The 24,291-nt window shown below is 47.1% G+C and carries 17 protein-coding genes; 4 read left to right on the forward strand and 13 right to left on the reverse strand.

Annotated features, from left to right (window positions below):
* Positions 1-59: 59 nt before the first annotated feature.
* Positions 60-809, reverse strand: coding sequence for an ABC transporter ATP-binding protein (locus AC4OGX_RS19030; RefSeq protein ID WP_493332314.1), 750 nt, complete (start codon positions 807-809; stop codon positions 60-62).
* Positions 810-939: 130 nt separating this feature from the next.
* Between AC4OGX_RS19030 and AC4OGX_RS19035 the strand changes: the two genes are divergently transcribed.
* Positions 940-1,104 carry a hypothetical protein gene (locus AC4OGX_RS19035; RefSeq protein WP_493332315.1) on the forward strand — a complete coding sequence of 55 codons (165 nt, stop codon included), beginning with the start codon at positions 940-942 and terminating at the stop codon, positions 1,102-1,104.
* 184 nt (positions 1,105-1,288) lie between these two features.
* Here AC4OGX_RS19035 and AC4OGX_RS19040 read toward each other — a convergent pair whose 3' ends face one another.
* The 12 genes from AC4OGX_RS19040 to AC4OGX_RS19095 all read right to left on the reverse strand — a co-directional run bounded on the left by AC4OGX_RS19040 (position 1,289) and on the right by AC4OGX_RS19095 (position 18,145).
* Positions 1,289-1,957: an ABC transporter ATP-binding protein gene (locus AC4OGX_RS19040; protein WP_493332317.1), complete on the reverse strand. Its 669-nt coding sequence runs from the start codon at positions 1,955-1,957 to the stop codon at positions 1,289-1,291.
* Positions 1,958-1,988: 31 nt separating this feature from the next.
* Entirely contained in the window at positions 1,989-4,598 is a 2,610-nt protein-coding gene (locus AC4OGX_RS19045; protein ID WP_493332319.1) for an ABC transporter permease, read from the reverse strand.
* Positions 4,599-4,694: 96 nt separating this feature from the next.
* Complete coding sequence (locus AC4OGX_RS19050) at positions 4,695-7,232, reverse strand: ABC transporter permease (protein WP_493332321.1); 2,538 nt, start codon at positions 7,230-7,232, stop codon at positions 4,695-4,697.
* Position 7,233: 1 nt separating this feature from the next.
* Positions 7,234-7,911, reverse strand: coding sequence for an ABC transporter ATP-binding protein (locus AC4OGX_RS19055; protein ID WP_493332322.1), 678 nt, complete (start codon positions 7,909-7,911; stop codon positions 7,234-7,236).
* Between the two features lie 49 nt (positions 7,912-7,960).
* A complete protein-coding gene (locus AC4OGX_RS19060) occupies positions 7,961-9,043 on the reverse strand; it encodes a sensor histidine kinase (protein WP_493332324.1) in 1,083 nt (360 codons plus the stop codon).
* On the reverse strand, positions 9,040-9,726 hold the full coding sequence (locus AC4OGX_RS19065; RefSeq protein ID WP_493332325.1) for a response regulator transcription factor: 687 nt from the start codon (positions 9,724-9,726) through the stop codon (positions 9,040-9,042). The genes AC4OGX_RS19060 and AC4OGX_RS19065 overlap by 4 nt, the downstream gene beginning before the upstream one ends.
* A 65-nt stretch (positions 9,727-9,791) precedes the next feature.
* On the reverse strand, positions 9,792-11,642 hold the full coding sequence (locus AC4OGX_RS19070; protein ID WP_493332326.1) for a glycerophosphodiester phosphodiesterase family protein: 1,851 nt from the start codon (positions 11,640-11,642) through the stop codon (positions 9,792-9,794).
* A gap of 212 nt (positions 11,643-11,854) precedes the next feature.
* On the reverse strand, positions 11,855-14,491 hold the full coding sequence (locus AC4OGX_RS19075) for an ABC transporter permease (protein ID WP_493332327.1): 2,637 nt from the start codon (positions 14,489-14,491) through the stop codon (positions 11,855-11,857).
* A gap of 13 nt (positions 14,492-14,504) precedes the next feature.
* A complete protein-coding gene (locus tag AC4OGX_RS19080) occupies positions 14,505-15,170 on the reverse strand; it encodes an ABC transporter ATP-binding protein (protein WP_493332328.1) in 666 nt (221 codons plus the stop codon).
* Positions 15,171-15,298: 128 nt separating this feature from the next.
* Positions 15,299-16,330, reverse strand: coding sequence for a sensor histidine kinase (locus tag AC4OGX_RS19085; RefSeq protein ID WP_493332329.1), 1,032 nt, complete (start codon positions 16,328-16,330; stop codon positions 15,299-15,301).
* Positions 16,327-17,019, reverse strand: coding sequence for a response regulator transcription factor (locus tag AC4OGX_RS19090; protein WP_493332331.1), 693 nt, complete (start codon positions 17,017-17,019; stop codon positions 16,327-16,329). The genes AC4OGX_RS19085 and AC4OGX_RS19090 overlap by 4 nt, the downstream gene beginning before the upstream one ends.
* A 97-nt stretch (positions 17,020-17,116) precedes the next feature.
* On the reverse strand, positions 17,117-18,145 hold the full coding sequence (locus AC4OGX_RS19095; protein ID WP_493332332.1) for a helix-turn-helix domain-containing protein: 1,029 nt from the start codon (positions 18,143-18,145) through the stop codon (positions 17,117-17,119).
* Between the two features lie 177 nt (positions 18,146-18,322).
* Here AC4OGX_RS19095 and AC4OGX_RS19100 point away from each other — a divergent pair, with 177 nt between their 5' ends.
* The 3 genes from AC4OGX_RS19100 (at position 18,323) to AC4OGX_RS19110 (ending at position 24,282) form a co-directional block, all read left to right on the forward strand.
* Positions 18,323-20,602, forward strand: coding sequence for a glycoside hydrolase family 3 C-terminal domain-containing protein (locus AC4OGX_RS19100; RefSeq protein WP_493332333.1), 2,280 nt, complete (start codon positions 18,323-18,325; stop codon positions 20,600-20,602).
* Positions 20,603-20,668: 66 nt separating this feature from the next.
* Positions 20,669-22,915 carry a beta-glucosidase BglX gene (bglX, locus tag AC4OGX_RS19105; protein ID WP_493332334.1) on the forward strand — a complete coding sequence of 749 codons (2,247 nt, stop codon included), beginning with the start codon at positions 20,669-20,671 and terminating at the stop codon, positions 22,913-22,915.
* On the forward strand, positions 22,912-24,282 hold the full coding sequence (locus AC4OGX_RS19110) for an MFS transporter (RefSeq protein WP_493332335.1): 1,371 nt from the start codon (positions 22,912-22,914) through the stop codon (positions 24,280-24,282). Before bglX ends, AC4OGX_RS19110 begins: the two co-directional genes overlap by 4 nt.
* Positions 24,283-24,291: the final 9 nt, after the last annotated feature.

The raw sequence follows: 24,291 nt of genomic DNA on the forward strand, positions 1-24,291 counted from the left end.
AAGATTCTTCAGCAGATTTTTTCGTGCCATATTCAAAAGATTCATTCTGTCAGCCCCCCCTATCTGTCCGTATCCAATTTTGCAACTTCTTCTACGATCCGTTCATAGAACATACGTCTGGGGGCCTTCCCTTTGTTCAGCTCCCTGTAGATACAGCCGTCTTTAAATAAAAAAATGCGCGCTGCAAAGCTTGCCGCATACGGATCATGGGTTACCATTAAGATTGTTGTGTTCAATTCTTCATTGGCCTCATGAAGCGCCGAGAGCAGCTCTGTGGCTGAGTTAGAATCCAACGCTCCGGTGGGTTCATCTGCAAATAAGATCTCCGGACGCTTTACGATGGCCCTGGCCGCAGAGGCACGCTGTCTCTGACCGCCGGACAGCTCCCCCGGATATTTTTCAAGCTGGGATGCGATCCCAAACCTTTGGGCCAGTTCATTGACCATGGCCTCGATCTTTTGAGGAGGCAGCCTTTTAAGTGTAAGGGGAACAGAAATATTTTCCCGGATGGTCAGACTGTCCAGTAAAAAATATTCCTGAAAGATGAATCCCAGATGATCCCTTCTAAAATCCGCGGCCTGTGCATCGCCGAGTGAATTCAGATTTACCTTATTCAAATAAACATCCCCGGCTGTAGGTTTGTCGATGGTGGATAAAACGTTAAGCAATGTTGTTTTCCCGGAGCCCGAGGCCCCCATGATCCCGATAAATTCTCCTTCGGTTACCTGAAAAGAAACATGATGCAGACTAGGTGTCTGTCCCTTTTTATAAACTTTTGTCACGTCCCGGACGTTTAAAATTGTATGCATTTTTCACTTCTCCCTTCTTGATTGTACAGATGCATTATATAATCTGTACTCAAAAAGGGCATGAGTAAATCACGCAGTTTTTTCTCTTTCACCTTGATCCGTAATCGAAAAACGAAGCTTTCTGTCTCCTTTGTGTGGTTTACCCGGATTGAACTGTGCCGTCACCCCACAGGCTGCAAGAGAACAGGACATGACTTACCGTCCGATCTTAACTCCGAAGATTGTCCTGATCATAGGCGGCGGTGTTACAGTCTGTGAGGCTGCCCGGGTGCTGAAGATCCGGGGGCATAACTGATGTTAAAGCTGTCTACTTCAACGGGTGATGCCAAAAATGTTTCCAATATTATGTATGCAATCTGGGATGCATTTGAAGTTGCTAACAATATCTGACAGACGAGATATGTCTGTTAAAAGAAAATCCAGGAGACTATGTAAATGTAATCTCCTGGATTTTCCTCTTCTTAACTATTCCACTTTTTCTATTCCACGATTCTCCCGTCTTCTATCCGTACAATATAATCTGCCATCTGTGCGATCTCAGGATTATGTGTAATCATAACAACTGTCTGCTGGAACTCCCGGCTGGCTGTTTTAAGAAGTCCGACTACATTATCGCTGGTCTTACTATCCAGGTTTCCCGTCGGCTCATCGGCGAGCACGATGGCCGGCTTTGAAGCCAGGGCCCTGGCGATCGCCACACGCTGCTGCTGGCCGCCGGATAAGTTATTCGGCAGACTGTCTAATTTACTTTCCAGACCCAACATTTTGGCGATATCCATAATGAACTTCTTATCTGCTTTCTTTCCGTCCAATGCGATGGGAAAGATAATGTTCTCCCATACATTCAGCGTTGGGATCAGGTTATAGTTCTGAAAAATGAATCCGATCCTTTTCCGTCTGAATAATGTCAGCTGTTCATCATTCAGCCTGGATAGTTCCTCTCCTTTGATCATCACCTGTCCGCTGGTAGGACGGTCCAGTCCGCCCAGCATGTTTAACAGTGTGGACTTTCCGCTTCCGCTGGTCCCCACGATTGCCACAAATGTACCGCGCTCAATCTCCAGATCCACGCCATCCAGCGCATGTACCTCTGTTGCGCCTTTCCCATAATATTTTTTCAGCCCTCTTGCCTTTAAGATTGTATTCATCCTTGGATCCTCCTATTTTCTATGATTCCTATTATTCGGCAATACGCAGCTTTTCCACGATGCTGCCCTTGTTAAAGATTTTCAGAGATACCACCGGGACAATAGCTGCCACGATCAGCATGACGATGGAAACGATGACTGCCGGAAGTATGGTAAACCGGAAGGTAAAATACCAGACACTTCCTAACAAGATCTGCACCATGGTATACCCAAGAACTACCGACAAGACCAAGCCGATTCCGCTAGCTCCAAGTGCATAATAGATACTCTCGCAGATCACCATCTTAGTAAGCTGCCGATCTGTCATGCCAAGACTCTGCATCGTCGCAAATTCATGCCGTCGTGCCAGGATTGTGGTAATCACGGTATTGATCAGATTCAGCACTCCTGCGATACCAAAGATGGCGCCGACCAGCCCTCCTGCAAAGTGGATCATAGTTCTGGTTTTTTCTGCATTCATTCTTGCATCCTCGGCAGATGCATAGTTGATACTTGAATCCTCTTCCAGCATATAGTTTTCTAAGAAGGCAGTCATGTCGGCACGCTTCGCTTCCTCCACATCAAAGGAATACTTATAAACTGCCGGTTCCTCGTACAGCTCTTCATAGACACCCGCCGGGATGTAAAGAAACAGACCGTCACCTCCTACTTTATTCGGACCATTGCTGGTATATCCGATCTCCGTATCATCCCCGTTGATGGCCGCCTTTGCCAGTACCGGAAGCTCTTTTAACGGTTTTCCATCCTGATATACGGTAATGATATCGCCGACATCAACAAAATTTGCTTGTTCCGGGATCGTCATAGTGGTACGTTCAACGGGCACGCCGACCAATACACCTTCCCCGGAAGACATTGCTTCATAGAGCACATGGGGATCTGTTTCGCCCTCTCTGATATCCATTCGTGCAATTGTGTTCTCATCCATCCCATATACATTACAGAGTGGTCTCCCATCTGTTCCCAGACCGAACCAATAATACTCCTTTGTAGCTGCGAAAGTCAGCCCGGTATCTTCGTCCACATATTTCTCGTCTGTCAGGTCGACGCCAAAATCATAGGTTACATCGACATCTTCCACCGTATTTTTGTACACGGCAGATGCATCTTTCACACCCGGCTGCGCTGCAATGGCATCCATGGTTTCACGTCTCAGACCCTGTTCCCTCAGGGTAAATCCCTTCTGCCCATTCGTACTGACTGCGTTGACCACGGCGAAATCCGTGCGGATCATGTAGTCCACCTGCTTTTCCACATCAAGGCTGACTGCGGCAATACCGACACAGTTGAGCAGTATTACACAGAGCATCAAAGATATCATGATAAATGCAGTACGGCGTTTATTGCGTCCCAGATTAGACATGGCCAGCCTCGGAATGCCGGTTCCGGAAGTGCTCTTCTTGGTCGTACGTTTACCTGTCGAACTTTCCACATACCGAAATGCTTCAATGGGCGGAATATTGGCCGCCACACGCACCGGTTTCCTGGTGCTTAGGAACACAGTAAAGGCGGATAATACCGCAGCAGCTATGAAGATTACCGGAGACGGGGACACGCTGGCTGCGATGTTCTTATACTGGACAGCTAAGACATCCATCACTATCGGAAGTACAGCCTTTCCTACCAGAAAACCGACTGCCAGGCCCAGTGGGATTCCAATACAGGAGAGCCATAATGCCTGCCGGTTGATCAGCCGTCTGACCTGTTTCTTCCCCATACCTACAGTCCGGTAAAGACCGTAACGCCTGATTTCCTGCATCACCGCAATATCAAACACGTTGTAGATTAACAAATAGCCGCAGAAGATAAAAAGTACGATAAATGCGGCACCAGCCAGAAGCGTGCTCTTATCCAGTTTCTGATTTGTCATACCATTGATGACACCCGGCAGGTAATTCCCGGCGTTTACATCTTCCGGCTCCCCACCCACACTGCGGCTCCACTCATTCATCTTGTTCTGCAGATCCACGGTACTTTTTGCGGTAAAGTCTGAAAAATAGGTTCCTGCCAGCTCATGATCCTGTGGATAAGTATAGTGAAAAATATCTGGGTAAGCCTCCGCAAAAGCAGTCCCTGCGGCCATGACACTTAGCTGATCATTTGTTGCCTCATACCAGCCTGATATGACCATTGGCAGGCTGTAATTCTGTCCGTGGACACTGAATTCAATTGTGATCTCTGCTCCCAATTCAGGTTCAGCTCCAAGTTCCCTGATCGCCCGGTCTGAGGCAACAACTTCATCAGCCTTCTCCGGCATCCTCCCATGGCTCGGATAACAGAAGGTGAGCTCTGCCTGAGTCTCATCCAGTATATCCAGTTCCACGTTATGCCGTACCGTATTCGTCAAAAAGCCTACCGGCATACGAAGGCCATATTCTTTAATAAAATCAGCATCATTAAGCGCCTCGAACTGTTCCTTTGTCATATTGCGGAAATCACCGTCCGACTTACTTCCTTTCTGCATCTGCATGGTCAGCGTCATGGAATCCATGGCTCCTATACCTGTCGTTGTTACCGTCGTAAACAGAATCGTGGTGAGCATGATCGCCATCACCGCGATCAGGTTGCGCATCCGGCTCGCCTGAAAGCTCCTTTGAGCTAATAGATTCAACATTTTTGTTCTTATTTTCTTTGCGCTCATCTTGTTACCTCCTTGCCTCTTACAAGAACAGGATAACAAGCCAATGTCTCATTTGAGGCACATGTAAGGTCACAAATTTGAGACATTTTAATCTCATCAAGCAAGCCTCTGCGTGATACTCTTTCTCTCCGTAAAGTGCACACATACCACAGGCAGCACCGCCGCCAGTACCACAAGCAGCACCATCAGACCATGTACAGGCAGCAATGTGAAATGGTAAGTAAACCACCAGTCTGCCCCACTGTGGTTGAAATAATGGAACAGCGGTCCCACCACAGCAGCTGATGCACCATAAACAAGTACGCCTGCCAGAACCATAAACAGGATATTCTCCAGCACAAGCAGTTTTAAAAGCTCTCTTCTGCTCATTCCCAGACTGCGGTATACTGCAAACTCCCGGCTCCGTGCCAGGGTCCTGTGCAGAATCAGGTTCAAATACCCCAAAAGTGCGATCAAGAGCAGTACCCCGCTTAGGATGATATCCGAGCCAAACATGGTCCACGCCGTAGATCTGCCGCCGTCATAGTATGACTGGCGGGATATTGTAAAGTAATTATATCCATTTTCCTCCTGATAAGCCTCTACGATCTGTTCCACCTTTTCCTCCTGACCGTCAGACGCAGTTATCACCAATTCTACTGGTGACCGTCCGGGATACTGTTTCCCGAAGGTATCTTTGGATATATAACATTCCAGATAGAAGGCAGAATCCGGTTTTACAAACATGGAATTATAAGGCCGGCGGGCAGTCCCCATCACCGTATACTTAGTACCGTCCAGTTTAAGAACCGTCCCTTTGGCCGGAAGCGGCTGATCATAATCCTCCTCGGGTCCTGTTGAATTTTTATTCATCCCTGCGATATAAGCGAAGGAGCCCTTCTCAAATTGTTCCCTGTCATACCGGCCGGACAATTGGAACTGATCATCTGTCATAACCCGCATAAACTCCTGTTCCACACCATAGACCGCCACCGTCATCGTATGTTCCTCTTTCAACTGCTTTAAGGCATCTTCAAATCCCACATACTGCAGATACTCCTGATAATATTCCAGGTTGCGTTCATAATAATCCACGATTTCCTTCCAGAGTGAATCCTCAAGCCGAATCTGCGTCTCTGCGTAATAAACCCTGCTGATATTCTCCGCTCCTGCCGCATCTGAGATCCGGTCATACAGCTCCGGCGTCAGACTGCGGTCGTCCGGGTCATAAAACACGTTATATTTCTGTCCGTCTCCCTTGACCAGATAATCGAAAGAAAATTTATTGGAAACATACTTCTCCATATCCAAGCTGCGGTACTTCACCAGTGTCACGCTTGAAAAGCACGCTGACAGTATCAGTGCAGCCAATACAAATACCATCCTGCCCTTCTGACGAAACATCCCCTTCACAGCAAGGCGAAGCAGTGAATTCGGGCGGTAAGCATCTTTAGAGGAAACAGAGGATTTCTTTCCGTGCTTTCCCGGATGTCCGGTATAATGAAGAGCCATAGATGCTTTCATACGGCTCACCTTGAAAGCCGGAAGGAGCGCTGCAAGGAGTACTGTCACCCACGTTCCCGCCAGGGAAAGAGCAAAGTCATACCAATTAAGCACCGTACTGATCCCCAGAAGATTACTTCTTGGCAGTATAAACGTATCGGAAATCCATTGTGTGAGTCCATATCCCAACAGCCATCCCACCGGCACGCTCAACAGGACAAGAATACCGACCCAGTTATAAACGACCAGCCTCATCTGCAGTGGCGTCATTCCAAGAGACTTCATGCGCCCGTAAAACTGGACATCCAGCTCCAGCATCATCTGAATGATAGAAAAAAACATCAGGAAACCGCACAAAAAGACAACCGGCAGATTCCTCCGGGTCGGTTTCACATATTTTGCGATATGCTCTGCCTGGCCTTCTTGAAAAAGAGAATTGACCATGTATTGCCCTGTCTTGGTAAGACCGATGGTCTGTGCCAGTTCTTCTGCCCTTTCTTCTATATTCCATGTACGCCAGAGGCTGACTCCGGCTGTCACATTGGCGGCATGTTCAGGCTGTGGAAACTGTCCGGCCAATTGATCCGATACCCACACGATGTTGGAATACATCTGGGAATCCCAGGTTCCCACTAAGGTAAATTCCTGCTCTAACGGCTCTCCTCCCTGCTCAGGAGTGAATATCAAAGTTAAAGTATCCCCTATCCGGCTGGTACCGCCCAGTGCATAGGCTGCCTGCACCTCCATGGCGATCTCATTTTCCTTCTGTGGAAGGCGTCCCCGGGCAGGCACTGCCTCCACCGTAGGCGCATACCCTTTCGAATATGGGGCAAGCTGATACAGGGATGCTCCATCCGACACGGTTCCAACCGCCTGATACCAGGGGGCATCCTTAACGATCCTCTGTCCGGAAAGAGACTCTGCCTGTCCTTTTGTCAGCCCGGTGAACAGAATATCTGCCTGGGTATTGGAAAGACTGCGGATCTGAGACTCGTAGCCGGCCTGCTGGGAGGACGCCACAAACAGAACGAAGGAAAAGACCGCCGCCTCAAGAACTGCCACGAGTATGGTGGGGATACTGCGCATCTTATGGAACCGGATCTCACGCAGTGCCAATTTCCAGCATATCCTGGTATTGATATGTTCGAACATACTATATGGCCTCCTGTTTACGGATCTGTCCGTCTTCTATCCGGATCACCCGGTCGGCCAGCTGTGCCAGCTCCAGATTATGAGTAATCATGACCAAAGTCTGCTTAAAAGTATCCACGCACTCCTTTAACAGCCCGGCAACATTCTGGCTGTTTCTGGAATCCAGGCTGCCCGTGGGCTCATCTGCCAGGATGACAGATGGTCTCGCCACCAGCGCCCTGGCGATCGCTGCTCTCTGCTGCTGTCCTCCTGATAGTTGATGCGGGTAATCCGCAAGCCGGTCCGCCAGATGAAGAGTATGTACCACTTCTTCCACAAAAGCTTTATCTACCCGCCGTCCGTCCAGGTCCACAGGGAAGACGATATTCTCATAGGTATTCAGCGTCGGGACCAGGTTATAATTCTGGAAAATAATCCCTACCTTTTTTCTTCGGAAAACAGAAAGTTCCCTGTCCTTCATCCCTGTGATCTCTGTCCCGTCGATAAATACGCTCCCGCTGGTGGGCGTATCCAGACCGCCCAGCATGTTAAGCAGTGTCGTCTTCCCGCTTCCGCTGGCTCCCACGACAGCGTTAAACGTGGATTTTTCAATACTAAGACTCACATCCTTCAAAGCACAGATCTCGGCTGCACCGTCCTTAAAAATCTTAGTCAGATGTTTCGTTTCTAATATATTCATATACAAGTTCTCTCCTGATGTCTGTTTCTGCGTTACTGCTCACTTTTACTTAACTGAGCAGGTACACCGAAAAGGTGCTCCCCTGCCCCGGTTGTGATTTTACACTGATATATCCTTTTTCATAGGTAATGATCTCCCGTGCCAGATACAGCCCGATCCCGACGCCTTCCTCCCGGGAGACCTCCTCCGTCCGGTAAAACCGCTTAAAAATATCGTGATAGTGCTCTTTCGGAATTCCGATCCCTGTATCGATAATATCGATTCGGACATAATACTCCCAGGGCCTCACCATGACGGTTACCCGGCCGCCCTCCCCGGTGTATTTGACTGCATTATCTAAAAGATTGGAAAGCGCCTCTGCCGTCCATTTTGGGTCATGCTTCGCCGTCAAATCAGCAGGACAGTCGGCAGACAGGTCGATCTGCTTTTCCTCTGCCTTCATCAGAACCACATTCATAGCCTGCATCACCGTGTCTAAGACGGGTGCCTGTACCGTATTTAGCTTCACGATCCCTGTTTCCAGACGGGACATCTTGATCATGGACTGAAGAAGAAAATCCAGCTTCTCCACCTGCCCGTCCAAAAGATCAAAAAAATCATTCCTTTTTTCCGTATCCAGCTCATGGCGGCGCAGGATATTCGTATAGATCTTTACGTTCGCGATCGGTGTTTTGACCTGATGTGAAATATCAGAAATAATCTCCTGGATCTCCTGCCTGGCCTGAATACTGTCATTCTGTCTGTCACTCATGACCTCATAATAGCGGTACAGGCTCTCCTTGATTCTCGTATCCGCATCATTGTCACAGACATTCATGCCGGACATGTCAGCTTCTCCCCGGCTGAGCTGGTCGATGGTATCACAGATGGAATCTGAAAACCGTAAGGTCTGGCGCCGGACATGCTGCATCCAGATAACACCCACTAGAAAAAGAAGCACTACGCCCCCGAAAATCAGATGGCGCGGTGCCGGATCCGGCAGAAAATACCACAGGCAGGCGTAAATGCCTGCCATGATCAGGACAGAGAGTAAGACGGGAATCCATATCCTGACCTTTAATCCCGGGTATTGTGCCATCGTATTCTCTCCTTCTAAAGTGTTCTCCTCCACAATATGCTCACCCCGGATCATGATTTTCCTCCGATCCAGGCATAACCCATTCCGCGGATGGTCTTGATATAAGTATGTTCCCCATCCTCAAGCTTGTTCCGCAGACGGTTGATGTTCACAGTCAGCGCATGGTCATCGATGTAATTTTCCACACTGTCAAAAACCTTCTCAAGGATCATCTGTCTGCTGACAATATTTCCCGCATTTGCGACCAGCAGACGCAGGATCTTATATTCATTCGGCGTAATAGATATCTTCTCGCCGCCACGCAGAGCTACCATATTCTCCAGGTCCAAAAGCAGATTCCCGTCGTCAAACGCCGCACCAGCCGATCCCATTCTTGCCCCCCGTCTTAGCAGGATCCCCACCTTTTTCACCAGGATATTCGTGCTGAACGGCTTTGTGATATAATCCTCCGCTCCCAGATCCAGTCCGTTTAAGACGTCCTCCTCCAGATCATTTGCCGTCAGAAACACCACCGGAAGTTCCGGGTGGGAGGCCTTGATATCCCGGCACAGATCGAAGCCGTTCCCATCCGGCAGGTTCACATCTAAAAGCACCAGCGAGAACCTCTCCGTGGCAGTCAGATACTGTGCCTTCCGGCAGTTATAGGCAGGGACAGAGGCATATCCTGCCGCATCTAATTCAAAGCAAAGCCCTGCATTCAGGGCCAGATCATCCTCTACTACTAATATGCGTTCCATGTTTTTCCTCTCGCTCTATCAAATGTACGGAATTATTATAACAGACTTCCTGGAATCCCGGGAATTTATTTTTCCGCCGGATATCCGTCTCCTTCGTAGACATAATATTCCTTGTGCTGCTTCCCATATTCATCAATCTCCCTTCTGGCAAGATCAGGCATATCTGTGATGATCCCCAACGCTCCCATCTGAAGATAACTCTCCATATCATCAAAGTTATTCGCCGTCCAGATATATACCGGAAGCCAGCTGTTTCTCGCACGTTCCAGAAAACTGTTGCTGGCAAGCCCTTCCTCCACCGCAAGAAAATCGATCTCATATTCCCAGACGGCATCCTCGATCTTACCTGCACCTCCGTATATACAGTATCCCACCCACCACTTAGGACGTTCCTCCTTAAGCATGCGGACACTTTCATGATCCAGAGACATAAAAATACACTGACGCTGCGCATTGCATGTCTCCACCGTCTCGATCACCTTTCTGACAAGCTCTTCCTTATTCTCCTGCGTGGGCTTTAATTCAACCAGCAGTCCGACCGGTTTCTCTGCCCCTAAAGCAGCGTGGATCATTTCCTCAAAGGTGGGGATTTTTCCCTCTTCACTATGTGCCGTAAGCCTCTGCTGCTTAAGCTCCTTTACCGTCAGATCCTCCACTCTCTCTGATACTCCGGCAAGCCTGCTTAAGGTATCATCATGAAACACAACAGGAATCCCGTCTTTGGAAAGCTGTACATCGATCTCCGCATAGTCGGCTCCCTGCTTCGCGGCAGCCTCCACCGCTTCCGTGGTATTCTCCACTGCATACAGACTGCCCCTGTGGCCGATGGCCCATGGCTTATGAACCAGCGGAGCCTCGTTAAAATACCCGATAACTGCCACAGCGATCAAAAGAAAGGCAAACCCTGCCCAGAGTTTTTTATGCTTTCTCGAATTCCAGAACATCCTTCCTGCCCTGACAAGAAGCTTCCCGCTTCCGGCTGCAGTCTGTGCAGTCTGTTTTAGCACCTGTGTATCCTTTTTCGGTACAGGGATAACCGTAAGCTCTTTGTACTTTTCCAAAAGCTTAAATAGAAAAAGATACAGACATGTCATTGCCGCATATAAAAGTACTGTAAGAAATAGCCAGTAAAAAAGCCCCCTGCGGTAGGATTCGGAACGCACAATATATTTGAGCACCGAGATATTAAAATCCTGATTCTGAATCAGCCGTCCCGAAAGGAACTGCATCAGCCAGAGTTCCGCAAAAAACCAAAGAAGGAACACAGCCCAGAGTTTTAACTTGTCCCTCCAGCTAAACAGGCGGTACCAGAGGAAGTTCTGCTTTACAGCCTGGATGAAATTCAATCGTTTTAAGATCATGGCAGGCGGCACCAGAACAAATGCCAGAAACAAAACCACATAGACAGCATGGATCAATTGAATCCCCAGATTCCCCATCTCTGTTCTCTGCAGCTCACCTATCACAAACCTTGGGATCTCAAGACGCGGGACAAGGGAATTTAGGTAGCCTGCATGGACCAATGGTAAAAACAAGACGAAATAGACAGCCGCAAGAAGGATTGAAGGGTGCTTAAGCCCTCTCAAAGCTCCTGCAGAACCTTTCAGTATCTCCTCAAGCCCCACTTGTTTTCCATTCCCGGCCCAGTACACCGCATGAATAAGACAGCTGACCTCATAGCAGCACCACAGTCCGGCCAGTAAAAATAAAATCAGGGTAAGGATCAGATTGAAAGGTGTCAGAATACTCAGAAACATTTTTTCGTTAAAGACAGGCGTATCCTCAAGAACCCAGGTCGTAAAAATCCAGTCTAAAAGCGGGCCTATGATAAAAAAAGTAAGAACCTTAAAGAATATCTCTACTTCTAGTACTGAAGTTAAACTCCGTCTCAACACATGTCTTTTCTCATTGTCCATCTCCAAACCATCCTTTCCTGTCCGCATTTTTCGCTGTCACATGTAACCTGTTAGATTTATTTTATCACATACAAAACAGATAGTCATTTCTTTTAAAAAATTCCAGAAGAACTTCCTGTGTCATAAGAAAGACCAAGTCTGCCGAAAAACCGGACAGACCTGGCCTTTTTTATTTTAAGTCATGGATCAGATCATGATCACCATCATATCTGTTACTCGGTCACCCGCAGTCTCTCGATCACACTGCCCCTATTGAAGACCTTCAGAGCGATGTTCGGCACGATCAGGGCCAGAATGGCAAAAATAAGGAAGAACAAAAGTGCCGGAACCAGAGTCATATGGAAGGTCATAAACCAGAAGGAACCCTTTTCCACCACCATCTTAATCAGCGTCATTCCCAACACACCGGCAAGGATCGTTCCTATGGCGGCCGCTCTGCCTACATAGCTTAAGCATTCCATCGTCACCAGACGGCAAAGCTGCTTATGCGTCATTCCAATACTCTGCATCGTGGCAAATTCATGACGCCGGGTAATAATACTTGTAATCGTCACATTCACAAAGTTTAAGATACCAACGAAGGCAAAAATAATTCCGATCAGGCCTCCAACAAGCAGGAAGGTGTTTTTCAGGGATTGGATCTCATGCAGCAGAGATTTTGTGGAGGAATAAGTTACATCCGGATTATGATTGATCAGATCCGTCAGATAGCGTTCCATTTTCTCCTGATCTTTTGGTGCAGTGTCAAAGGAATAACTCAGCAGGGTCGGCGTTTTATAGATCTCCTTGAAATGCTCTGCCGACAGATAAATATACGGACTGCCGATGCTGGCAGCGATATTGCTGTGTGACACAGCTTCAATCAATTCTGTTGTCACGCCCACCTTCGCCAGTACTGTAAATGTATCGATCAGCACTCCGTCCTCGTAAAATTGGATCGGATCGCCGACTTCCAGGTCATAGTACCGCTTTTCTCCTACTGAACTAATGACTCCTTTATCATTATACTTTGCTGCGATTATGACATATTTGCCGCTGTTTAATTTTTCTTTCAGCACCTCCTTGTCCTTCTCTCCCTCAATAATCTCCATCCGCTCAAGCAGGTTCTCCTCCATGCCATAGACAAGCCCTAAGGGGAGCAGATCCTTGGTCAGCACCGCATCAGTCGTTTTTTCCGCGTTACCGCTGATGTGAAATTTATCGGGAAGCCCCAGTACCTCCGGTTTTAAATGATCCAGTTCAGGAAAATCCATCCCCCAGTAACAGGAAATATTGTCATCGTCAAAGGTATTGCGGTACAGCCTGGCTCCATTTTTCACTTCAGGCCTTTCCTCTAATTTCCCGGCGATCTCTTCCGACAGACCGCTGTTATGATCCCGGTACCCCTTCCACTGCAGTGCCGTGTCTGTATTCGATACCCAGAAATCGCTGCTCATGCTCCGGTTCACATAAATATCCTCATCCACACTGTCTGCAAGCACGATCACAGAGTTCATCAGGATCACACTTAACATCAGAGAAGTAATAATCAACGCTGTGCGCCGTCTGTTTCTTTTCAGATTTTTCGATGCCATCTGCCATGCACCTGTGGCAGGACGCATTTTCCCTTTGATAGAAATACGCTCCTGATCCACATACCGAACCGCTTCCATGGCAGAGACCCTGGCTGCCTTTCTGACAGGTCTTCTGGTACTGATATACACCGTAAGCGCGGTAAATGCGCCCGAACCGGCTGCGATAGCCAGATACGGCAGCGAAGCAATGGTCAGGCTGTCTACGCCATAATCTCTGGTAAACATCTGCATGGCAAAGGGTAAGAGCAGTCTGCCCGCAGCGATTCCAAGGACAAGCCCGATTGGGATACCGATCAGGGAAAGCATCACAGCCTGACGGTTTACCAGCCGTTTCATCTGCTTCGTGGTCGTCCCGATGGTTCGAAGAAGTCCATACTGGCGGATCTCATTCGTGACTGAAATATCAAATACGTTGTAGATGAGCAGATAGCCGCACAGGACAAACAAGATCCCGAATACAAAGACTGCAAGCAGAAAGGAGGAGCTGTCAGCGCTCTTGCTCACCGGGGATTCTGCGATCCGGACATAATTTTCTGCCTCCTTATCTTCCGTATTGCCTCCCAGTTCCCGGATCACAGGGGCAAGCCGGTCTGTGATCCCCGCCTTCTCCTTCATTATGATTCCGGCCGTATAGGTACCGGACAGATTGCGGTCTTTTGTATAAGTGTTCACGATCACGTCAGAATGCTCCTGTAAAAAGGCCTCTGATACGATCACAAACCCTTTCTGGGAATCCCCTGCTGTATAGATCCCTGATACCTTCATATCGAAATGGTACTCCACTCCCCGAAGCGTAAACTCCACCGGGATCTCCACTCCTGTTTTCTCTTCTATCCCCATGTCTTTCAAGATGTTGGAGGATACCAAGACCTCATTCGGACCTTGGGGTGCTTCTCCCTGACCAGGCGTTAAAAATTGTAACTCTCTGGCCGCAGCGTCTGCGTAATCTACCTCAGTATTGAGACGGTGGGTGTTCGTCATAATTCCAATGGGAATCCAGCAGCCGATCTTTTCGATCTGGCTGTTTTCTTTCAATCCCTCAAACTGTTCCTTGTTCAGATGTGACACCGAAACGTCCGCCTGGGAGCCCACCTGTTTTGCCATGCTCATTTTAATCGAGTCCCCTGCGCCCATTCCCATCGTAAACACAGACGTAAAGAGAAAGGCAGTCAGAGCGATGGCAGTCACGGCAACCACATTTCGGACCCTGTTTGCTTTGAAGCTTTTCTTTGCAACACGGTTGATCATTGTTTTATTGTTATTTTCAAACAGCATTGTTCCACCCTCCTTACGCCTTGATCTTTCCGTCCTCAATACGGATGATGCGGTCTGCAAGCTGAGCGATCGCATAATTGTGCGTAATCATGACCACGGTCTGATGAAACCTCATACTGGTCGCTTTCAGAAGCGAAAGAACGTCCTCACTCGTCCGGCTGTCCAGATTTCCCGTCGGCTCATCCGCCAGGATGATCTCCGGCTTTGTAAGAAGAGCACGTGCAATGGAAACTCTCTGCTGCTGGCCTCCGGAAAGGTTGTTGGGCAGGCTTTCCAGCTTATCAGAAAGCCCCAGTACCTCCACGATCTCCTTCAACAGCTTTTTGTCCAGCCTTCTTCCGTCCAGCCCAAGGGGCAGCACAATATTCTCATACACGTTCAGTACCGGGACCAGGTTATAACTCTGGAATACAAAACCGATATGACGGCGGCGGAACACCGTAAGCTGTTCCTCATTTTTCCCGGAAATATCCTCTCCGTTGATCAACACTTTCCCTGATGTGGGATTATCCAGTCCGCCCATCATATGAAGCAGCGTGGATTTGCCGGAACCGGATGTCCCCACCACCGCAACAAATTCTCCCGCATTGATCTCAAGACTCACACCATCCAGGGCTTTGATTACATTCTCGCCCTGGCGGTAATATTTTTTCAGATCGATCACTTGTAAAATTGACATTTTATATACCACCTCTTTCTTATTTCGTAGCCCTATCATAAAACACAAAAGTCACGAGAATGTCGCCATTTCCAAAATTATTTCGAAAGATGATCCTAAAAAAGAAGAAAAAGACGGTTGCGGCCGTCTTAATCATGTGGAAGGAAAATCGTAAATGTAGCGCCTTCCCCTTCCCTGGAAGTCACATGGATGCGTCCGCCCTGTTTTGAAAGGATCTCTCTTGTGAGGTACAGTCCCAGGCCGATCCCTTCGGTCTCATGTACCTCTGGTTCCCGGTAAAAACGCTTAAATATGGCGGCCTGACAGCATTCCGGGATTCCCCGCCCCGTATCCGTGATGTCGATTCTCGTATAAGCCTCCTGACGGACAGCCGTCACACGGATGCTGCCTCCCGCCGGAGTATATTTTACCGCATTCTCCAAAAGATTAAAAAACGCTTCTGCCGTCCATTTGGGATCATGCGGCACCACGAGATCCTCCGGACAGTCTATCGTCACCAAAAGCTCTTTTTCTTCTGCTTTCAGAAAGATACTGCCAAGAGCTGCGGCAAGCGTCTCATAGATGGGGGCATTCTGCTTTTCCAGTGCGATCACACCTGTCTCCAAACGAGAAGATTTCACCATCGCGCTCATCAGAAAATCCAGCTTATCGAGCTGTACATTCATGGACTTTAAATATTCCTCCTGCTGACTGCGCGGAAGCTCCTGTTCCAAAAGAGTGGCCGCAGCCATTTTCAGGTTGGTCGTCGGTGTCTTGACCTGGTGTGAGATATCCGAGACCATCTCCTGCAGATCCGCCCTTTGTTCTTCTATGGTCTGTTTTCCTGCCTGCATCATCTGATACAGCCGGTTCATCTGGTATCCGATGCGGTCCAGCAGCGTATCCTCGTCAAAGATCATTCTTGAGGAAGCTTCCCCCTGCATCATATGGTCAATGGTTTCACACACATTGTCCGTAAAAAGAGCCAGCTTCCTCTTAAGAATCCCCACTAAAACAAATGCCCATACTGCCAGTACCGCCCCCGTAAGCAGACAGACAAAAGCCGCCGTCACATTCCGGGTCGCAAGGAAGACGCCGACACATAAGATCAGGACCGTGATCCCTGCCCCTGCCCCGATCAGTCCAAATATGCCCAAGAGAGAAACCTGTCCCTTTTTCATTTCGCACCTCCGCCGGTGAACATGTAGCCCATGCCGTAAACGGTCTGGATATACTTATGCCCATTCTTTTCGATCTTCCCCCGGATCCGGCTGATGGCCGCGGTCAGGGTATGCTCGTCCACATAGTTTTCCTGGCTGTCCCACAGGCTTTCCAGCAGCTTCTGCCGGGTCAGCAGAATCCCTTTATTCTTTATAAAAACGTCCAGCATCCTGTATTCCAAAGGCGCAAAAGCGATCTCTTTCCCGCTCAAGGATGCCTGCATAGCGGAAAAATCAATCCGAAGCTCTCCGTCATCATAAACCTTGTGGGGCGGCTCTTTCCCCACACTTTCCAGCATGGAAAAAATAGCCTTTACCTTATGGCGCAGTACGCTGTTTGGAAACGGTTTTGTAATATAGTCAGCGGCGCCCAGCTCATATCCTTTGATCATATCCTGCTCCAGATCATTCGCCGTCAGAAATATCACCGCCGTCTGTGCATGCTCCTTAATGGCTCTGCAGACCTCATAACCGGAGCCGTCAGGCAGATTGATATCCAGGACTGCCAGATCAAACTCTGCTGTCTGTAAACAACTCTTAGCCTGCGTCGCTGTGTAAGCTGAAGTAACCTGATAGCCTTCCCCTTTCAGGATACTGGAAAGCATACGGTTCATCGTCATGTCGTCCTCAACGATCAAAATCTGTTTCATCCTATCACTCCTTTACATACTGACCTCATCATATCATATTTCCCGGACAGCTCTCAAGCCTCTTTCCTGGAAGCCGGCAGCAGGACTGCCGCCCCGTCTATTTTCTTAAAGAAGAGGGTTTCATACCGTAAGTTTTTTCAAAGGCCGCATAAAATTGGGATCTGCTGGAATAATTGACTGCGGCTGCAATTTCACTGATCGTTAATTGAGAATTGCATAACAAATTATAGGCCTCTTCCATACAGACATCCTGGTTATACTTCTTGATTGTCTGATTCATTTTTGCCTGAAATACTTTTGATAAATAGTCTTTGTGAAAGTGAAAAACATCAGACAGCTCGGAACCGCTTATCTTGTACCGGTGGGTATCTAAGTACTGTTTGATATTTTTGGTCAGATCTTCCATGGATTGCGGAACGATTTGGTACCGGTCAGCCTGATAGGATGCGGATTCCGTAATGGAAAAAAGGAGACGGCAAAAAAGTCCATATACGATAGATTCATATCCGGGCTTTTTCTTCCGCAATTCCTCATTGATCTGGCGAAAACAATCGAACACTTCTGCTCCGTCACTGGATTCATCCTGATTTGAAAAAATAAAGTAGTCCGAATTTTTATATTCACTGTTTCTAAAACACTGAAGAAAAAAGTCCTGAAAAACTTTCGGAAACATGCTAAGCCTGTGGCTCTGATCATAAAAGTAAGCTAAAAACTCAGAAGTAATCGTTAAAATTATGATGAGTGAATCAGAGGAGGATATCATTCCACTTTTACAATTAGGATTCATAATCATAATGTCATTTTTTTGTAACTGATAATTCGTATGGTTGATTTGATTTAAGGAGGTCCCCTTTACAACGTAAATCATCTCGAATCCGCCATGTTTTTGAATGGCCGTTTCATATAGTTTCCCCATATCAATAGATCCGTTTATAATTCCAGATGTCTGGAAATCTGCATAATTCACAATAAATTCATTCTCAACTGTTTGATTGATTGTTTTCGAACCGAGAATATTGACATTGGTATCAATATACTCAGCGGTAGTTGAGAAGTGTTCCAGCTTATGAGAAAGAAAGGTGTTATTTGTCTGCAGTTTAATATAGGTGTCATTCATATTCTTCATTGATATCCCTCCGCATCCGTTCATCCTTTATCTTATAATACATCTAAAAACCATACACAGCAATAGAGATATACAATAAAACAAACACAAAAGAGAATTTTCTTTTGCTATAATCCAGGTATCAGCCACATTCGGGAATCAAAAGTGATGTAGAGAGCAAATAGGAGGAAAAAAATAATGAAGAAACATGTTGAAGAAATGTTGAATATGCTGACATTAGATGAGAAAATCGCACTTTGTTCCGGTGCGGATTTCTGGCATACAAAACCAGTGGAAAGACTTGAAATTCCATCCGTGATGATGTGTGACGGCCCTCATGGTCTTCGCAAACAGGAGGGGGAAAGCGACCATATGGGGATTCACGAGAGTATCAAGACCGTCTGTTATCCAAGTGCATCGGCCCTGGCCTCCAGTTTTGACGAACAGGTTCTGGATCAGCTCGGGGAGGCCCTGGGAAGGGAATGTCAGGCAGAGGACGTGGGCATGCTCTTAGGACCCGGATTGAACATGAAAAGAAGCCCTCTGTGCGGAAGAAACTTTGAATATTTCAGCGAAGATCCCTATTTAGCGGGAAAACTGGCAGGCGCTTATATCCGCAGTCTCCAGAAGAAGGGAGTTGCTGCCTGTGTAAAACATTTTGCAGCAAATAATCAGGAAACGATGCGGGTGAGCGGCTCTTCAAATCTGGACGAACGAACCCTGCATGAAATCTATCTGCCCGCCTTCGAGATGGCTGTAAAAGAAGGAAAAACGCGCAGTGTGATGTGTGCTTATAATGCGGTGAATGGAGAATTCTGTTCAGAAAATAAAATGCTGTTGACAGATGTTCTCCGCAAAAAATGGGGATTTAACGGTTTTGTTGTCACAGACTGGGGCGCTGCAAAGGATGTGGTAAAGGGCATCAAGGCCGGATTGAATCTGGTCATGCCGGGAGGCTATGGTACTCATGAGGCAGCCCTGAAAGCCGCCTTGGAGAGCAAAGCGGTGACGGAGGCCGAAGTGGATGCCATCGCTGCAGATGTTTTACAGTTCATCTTCGACTATCAGGAACAGAAACAGGAAAATACCTGTATTGACAGAGAAGAATTAGCTAAATTAAGCGAAGAGCTGGCTGTGCAGTGCGCAGTCCTGTTAAAAAATGATCGGCGTGATGCATGCGATGAAAAAATACTGCCCCTGTGTGCCGAAAAGAAGGCTGCGTTTATCGGAGCATTTGCAGAGAAACCGCGTTATCAGGGAAGCGGCAGCAGCCATATCAACGTAACCCGCGTGACAAGTGCGCTGGAAGCAGCGAAGGGATATGATATTACATATGCAAAAGGATATCATGCAGAAACAGAAGCCATAGATGAGAAATTGGTACAGGAAGCCATAAAGGCAGCAGAACAGGCAGATGCTGCAGTTGTATTTGCAGGACTGCCGGATTCCTTTGAATCGGAAGGATTTGACAGGGAACATGATCAGCTTCCTGAAAATCAGAACAAATTAATTGAAAAGCTTTCAGAAGTACAGAAGAATCTGGTTGTCGTACTGCATGGAGGTTCTGCTATGCATCTGCCATGGCTTGAAAAAGTAAAAGCAGTGCTGTGTATGCATCTGGGAGGCCAGCAGGTGGGAGCCGCCACGGTCCGCCTGTTATATGGACAAGATAATCCCAGTGGAAAGCTGGCTGAGACATGGGCTAAAAAATTGTCAGATACCCCGGCTTACCTGAATTTCCCGGGACCGGATGGAATTGCTGATTACTGTGAGCGGATCTATATCGGGTACCGCTATTATGACAAAAAAGAAATGGAGGTACAGTTTCCATTTGGATACGGATGTTCCTACACCGATTTTACATACAGCAGTCTGAAGGTGGAAAAATCAACCCTGACAGATCAGGATACCCTGCGGGTTACATGTACGGTAAAAAATACCGGTCCTGTTTATGGAAAAGAAGTCGTACAGCTTTACATCAGAGATGTGCAAAGCAGTATAGACAGACCGGTGAGGGAATTAAAAGGCTTTGTGAAGACAGCGTTACATCCGGGCGAGGAAAAACAGATAGAATTTCTTTTGGATAAACGAAGTTTTGCTTACTATGAGCCGAAAATTCATGACTGGTATGTGGAAAGCGGCGATTTTGTCATTGAGATCGGTGCGTCAAGCAGAGATATCCGGTTACAGGAAATGGTACATGTTGAAAGCAGTGCCGAGCTGCCCTACCATTATACGCTGGAATCAAATGTGGGCAGCCTGCAAAAAACCGCAAAGGGACGTGCCATATTCGGACAGCTGATGGCTTCCATGCCACAGGGGCAGGAAAAAGCGGACAGTGGCTTTGATGTGCTGGGAGACGGTGCAGAGAAAATGCAGCAAATCATGTTACTGGAAATGCCCCTGGGGATTCTGGAAAGCTTTGGAGGAATGACAAAGGAACAGCTGATGCTGATGATACAGGATTTAAACGCGTAACATTTCACATAGCCGGAAAAAGAATCTTTCGGAGGATAATATCACAAATCAGGAGGAAATAACAACATGTTACAGGATCAAACATATCTCAACCCGGATCTTCCCATAGAAGAACGGATCGAAAACTTATTGTCACAGATGAATTTGATGGATAAAATCGGACAGATGAACCAGGTATGGGGACTCGAACAGATGAAGGAGTTCGGATGCCCGGATCCCGAAGATATGGCACGGCAGGGGCTTGCAGGTTCTATGCTGTACCTTTTAAACAAAGAAAAAAGAAATGCTGTCCAGAAAATCGCGCTGGAAGAAAGCCGCTGTGGGATTCCTATTTTATATGGATCTGATGTTATTCACGGATATCGAACCGGATTCCCGATTCCCCTGGCAATGGCTGCTTCCTGGGATCCGGACGTACTTAAAGAAAGCCAGCGGGCTGCGGCAGAGGAAGCCAGAAAAGATGGGATTCACTGGACCTTTTTCCCAAACGCTGATATTGCAAGAGATACCCGATGGGGAAGAATCGGAGAAACCATGGGGGAAGATCCTTACCTTGCCTCAAAGCTTGTAGCAGCGCAAATTCAGGGATTCCACGGTGAGTCATTAGACTCTCAAGATTCCCTGATGACATGCGTCAAGCATTTCGCCGGATATGGTGCATGCATGGGCGGAAGAGACTACGACCAGGTCATTTTATCTGAAGCAGAACTTCGTAATGTGTATTTCCCGACATTTGAAGCAGGGCTGAAAGCAGGATCTGAGACCGTGATGACTGCCTATATGGATTTGAATAATGTTCCTGCAACAATCAATCAGTTCCTTCTAAACGATGTACTTAGAGAGGAATGGGGATTTGACGGATTCGTCGTGACCGATGCCGGAACCATTGGAGGCCTGATCACCCAGGGACTGACAAAAGACGGGGAAGACGCTGTCTTACGCTCCATGGATGCACAGGTCGACATGGATATGGGAAGTTTCCAGTATGTGCAGTTTCTGGCCAGGCTTGTCGGAGAAGGAAAAGTAAAAGAGGAACAGATCGATGATGCGGTGAGACGTATTCTGAGAACTAAGTTTGAGCTGGGATTATTTGAACATCCATATACAGACACAGAAACAGAGGAAAATGAAGCGGAACATAGAAAAAAAGCTTTATGGAGTGCAGAACAGAGTATTGTATTGCTTAAAAATAAAGATTCTCTTCTTCCTTTATCAAAAGATATCAGGAAAATAGCCGTGATTGGACCAATTGCGGATGCAAAGGATGACACAGAAGGAATTCTTGGCATGTCAAATATCCCGCAGGCAGTAACCGTGTTAGAGGGGATCCGTAATAAGATTCCTGATGCAGAGATTCTTTACAAACCAGGAGCCTGGTTAAAAAGAGATATCCCGAGTATGGTCTCTCAGATCCTTCCTGATTTCTGCGGCAAAAAGGATAAAGAAAAGCAGACAGTTGAGGAAGCAGACCTTGCGATATCCGAGGCCGTTGAGGCGGCAAAACAGGTTGATACGGTTATCATGGTACTGGGGGAAGCCGTGAATATGTCCGGTGAGGCCGGATCGAGAACAACCCTGGATTTACCGGGCAGACAGCAGGAGCTCCTTGAGAAAGTATACGAAACAGGAAAACAGATCGTACTCGTAATCCTGGGCGGACGCCCCCTTTCACTTCCATGGGCCGATGAGCATATCGATGCCATTATAGAAGCATTTCAGCCAGGATGGGAAGGCGGCAATGCGGTTGCAAATATCCTCTTTGGCGACGTGAATCCCAGTGCGAAGTTACCGGTTACTGTTCCAAGAAGTGCCGGGCAGTGTCCGAAATTCTATGCGGAGAATCTTACTCATCAGCCAGTAGAGGCACAGCCGAAGCCGTATTCAAGGTATTGGAACGAAGACGGAAGTCCATTATATCCATTTGGCTATGGACTGAGTTATACGACATTTGAATACAGCAGTCTTGAATTAGAAAAAGAACAGATCCCGTTAGGCGAAGAGGCCGTTGTCCGGTTTGATCTGTCAAATACAGGAAACCGGACCGGGGCTGAGATTGCACAGCTCTATCTCCATCAGAGATATGGCAGCGATACCAGACCGAAGCGTCTGTTGAAAGGATTTGCGAAGATACATCTGGCGCCGGGAGAAACCAGGACTGTTGAGTTTAAATTGACCGCAGAGGATCTCAGTTATTACAGCAGCAGTAAAAAAGCCTATGTTCAGGATGAAACGGTTTTCGATATATGGGTTGGAGGAAATGTGAATGCAGAATTGCATACAGTTCTTCAAGTAGGAAAGGTGGAAAACAAATGATTACAATACGGAATAAAAAGGGAAAACGTTCAAAATTATTTTATTTTGTATGGTCAGCGCCTCTGATTGGATCAGCATGCGTACTCATGCTTCTTGGGTATATTACCTATTTTTCAACAGACGTTTTAGGACTGCCGTCCGGACTCGTTGGTCTTCTGCTGCTTTTATCAAAAATTTTCGACGGAGTAACCGATATTCTGGCAGGATATTTGATTGACCGGACGAATACAAAATGGGGGAAGGCAAGGCCATATGACATCACCTTTGCTTTCTATGCAGTCGCAACGCTGATCTTATTTTCCATTCCGAATATCGGAACAGTTGGAACGGCAATCCTTGTGTTTACATTATATACTATGGTCTTTTCTATTTTCCAGACCTTGTATTCCTGCGCAGGAACCGTTTATCTTGCACGGGCAGTCACAGATAAAGAGGATCAGGTATCTGTCGGGGCACTGACAGGAATGATTTCCGCATTTGCATCGGTTGTATTAGGTGTTTTACTGCCGCTATTGATCGATAACATCGGGAAAACAGCGTCCGGCTGGAGAATGATCGCTGCAGTGATTTGTATTCCGTCAATTGCTTTATCATTTATTAGAATTTTTCTGATCCCGGAAGTAGATTGTTCTGCAGAAACTGCGATTCAGAGTAAACCAAAGAAACTTACCATTTTACAAAGTGCAAAATTGTTATTTGGCAATCGTTATCTTATGTTTTTTGGATTAGCGCTTTTGCTGACCAATATTGCATCTAATATTACCGCAAATTCTCAAACTTACTACTTTAAGTATATCGTCGGAGATATTTCCATGATGTCATTCGTTTCGGTGACATCCATCATAGGGCCATTGACGATCGCTTTTTATCCGATGCTGTCGAAGAAGTTCGGAATGAAGAATTTGATGGCGGCAGCATTATTCATTGGTGCAGTGGGAAAACTGCTGCCTTTGTTAGGGCTGACGAGTATGCCTCTGCTATTGATCTCGGCATTATTCTTCTCGGTCTCTTTTATGCCTATTTTTATACTTGCTTCCAACGTAATTATCAATTGCATGGATTATGGTGAATATAAAAATGGGGTCAGAGGAGAAGGCATTTATACTTGTGTTTCCGGTTTCTGTAGTAAAGTCGGAACCGGTCTGGCAAGCGGCATGTTAGGACTTGTTACCGCACTGGGCGGCTACGATGGAACTGCTGCTGTACAAAGCAGTTCCGCAATGAATTCGATCATTCTTTTGTTTACCGTGGTACCAGCCGCTTTATATCTTCTGGCTGTGATTGTGTTGCAGGCATATAAACTGGATAAAGAATTACCGTTTATCCAGCAGGAGCTTGTCAATAGAAAGATGTCTCATCTCGAGTAAAGAACGTTA

The organism is Faecalicatena sp., assembly GCF_058819085.1.

Coding starts and splice junctions, on each gene's coding strand:
- AC4OGX_RS19040 (WP_493332317.1), bottom strand. CDS start 1,957: ATGAATACAATCTTAAAGGCAAGAGGGCTGAAAAAATATTATGGGAAA.
- AC4OGX_RS19070 (WP_493332326.1), bottom strand. CDS start 11,642: ATGGACAATGAGAAAAGACATGTGTTGAGACGGAGTTTAACTTCAGTA.
- AC4OGX_RS19095 (WP_493332332.1), bottom strand. CDS start 18,145: ATGAAGAATATGAATGACACCTATATTAAACTGCAGACAAATAACACC.
- AC4OGX_RS19085 (WP_493332329.1), bottom strand. CDS start 16,330: ATGAAAAAGGGACAGGTTTCTCTCTTGGGCATATTTGGACTGATCGGG.
- AC4OGX_RS19030 (WP_493332314.1), bottom strand. CDS start 809: ATGCATACAATTTTAAACGTCCGGGACGTGACAAAAGTTTATAAAAAG.
- AC4OGX_RS19100 (WP_493332333.1), top strand. CDS start 18,323: ATGAAGAAACATGTTGAAGAAATGTTGAATATGCTGACATTAGATGAG.
- AC4OGX_RS19060 (WP_493332324.1), bottom strand. CDS start 9,043: ATGATCCGGGGTGAGCATATTGTGGAGGAGAACACTTTAGAAGGAGAG.
- AC4OGX_RS19055 (WP_493332322.1), bottom strand. CDS start 7,911: ATGAATATATTAGAAACGAAACATCTGACTAAGATTTTTAAGGACGGT.
- bglX (WP_493332334.1), top strand. CDS start 20,669: ATGTTACAGGATCAAACATATCTCAACCCGGATCTTCCCATAGAAGAA.
- AC4OGX_RS19075 (WP_493332327.1), bottom strand. CDS start 14,491: ATGCTGTTTGAAAATAACAATAAAACAATGATCAACCGTGTTGCAAAG.
- AC4OGX_RS19065 (WP_493332325.1), bottom strand. CDS start 9,726: ATGGAACGCATATTAGTAGTAGAGGATGATCTGGCCCTGAATGCAGGG.
- AC4OGX_RS19050 (WP_493332321.1), bottom strand. CDS start 7,232: ATGTTCGAACATATCAATACCAGGATATGCTGGAAATTGGCACTGCGT.
- AC4OGX_RS19110 (WP_493332335.1), top strand. CDS start 22,912: ATGATTACAATACGGAATAAAAAGGGAAAACGTTCAAAATTATTTTAT.
- AC4OGX_RS19080 (WP_493332328.1), bottom strand. CDS start 15,170: ATGTCAATTTTACAAGTGATCGATCTGAAAAAATATTACCGCCAGGGC.
- AC4OGX_RS19090 (WP_493332331.1), bottom strand. CDS start 17,019: ATGAAACAGATTTTGATCGTTGAGGACGACATGACGATGAACCGTATG.
- AC4OGX_RS19045 (WP_493332319.1), bottom strand. CDS start 4,598: ATGAGCGCAAAGAAAATAAGAACAAAAATGTTGAATCTATTAGCTCAA.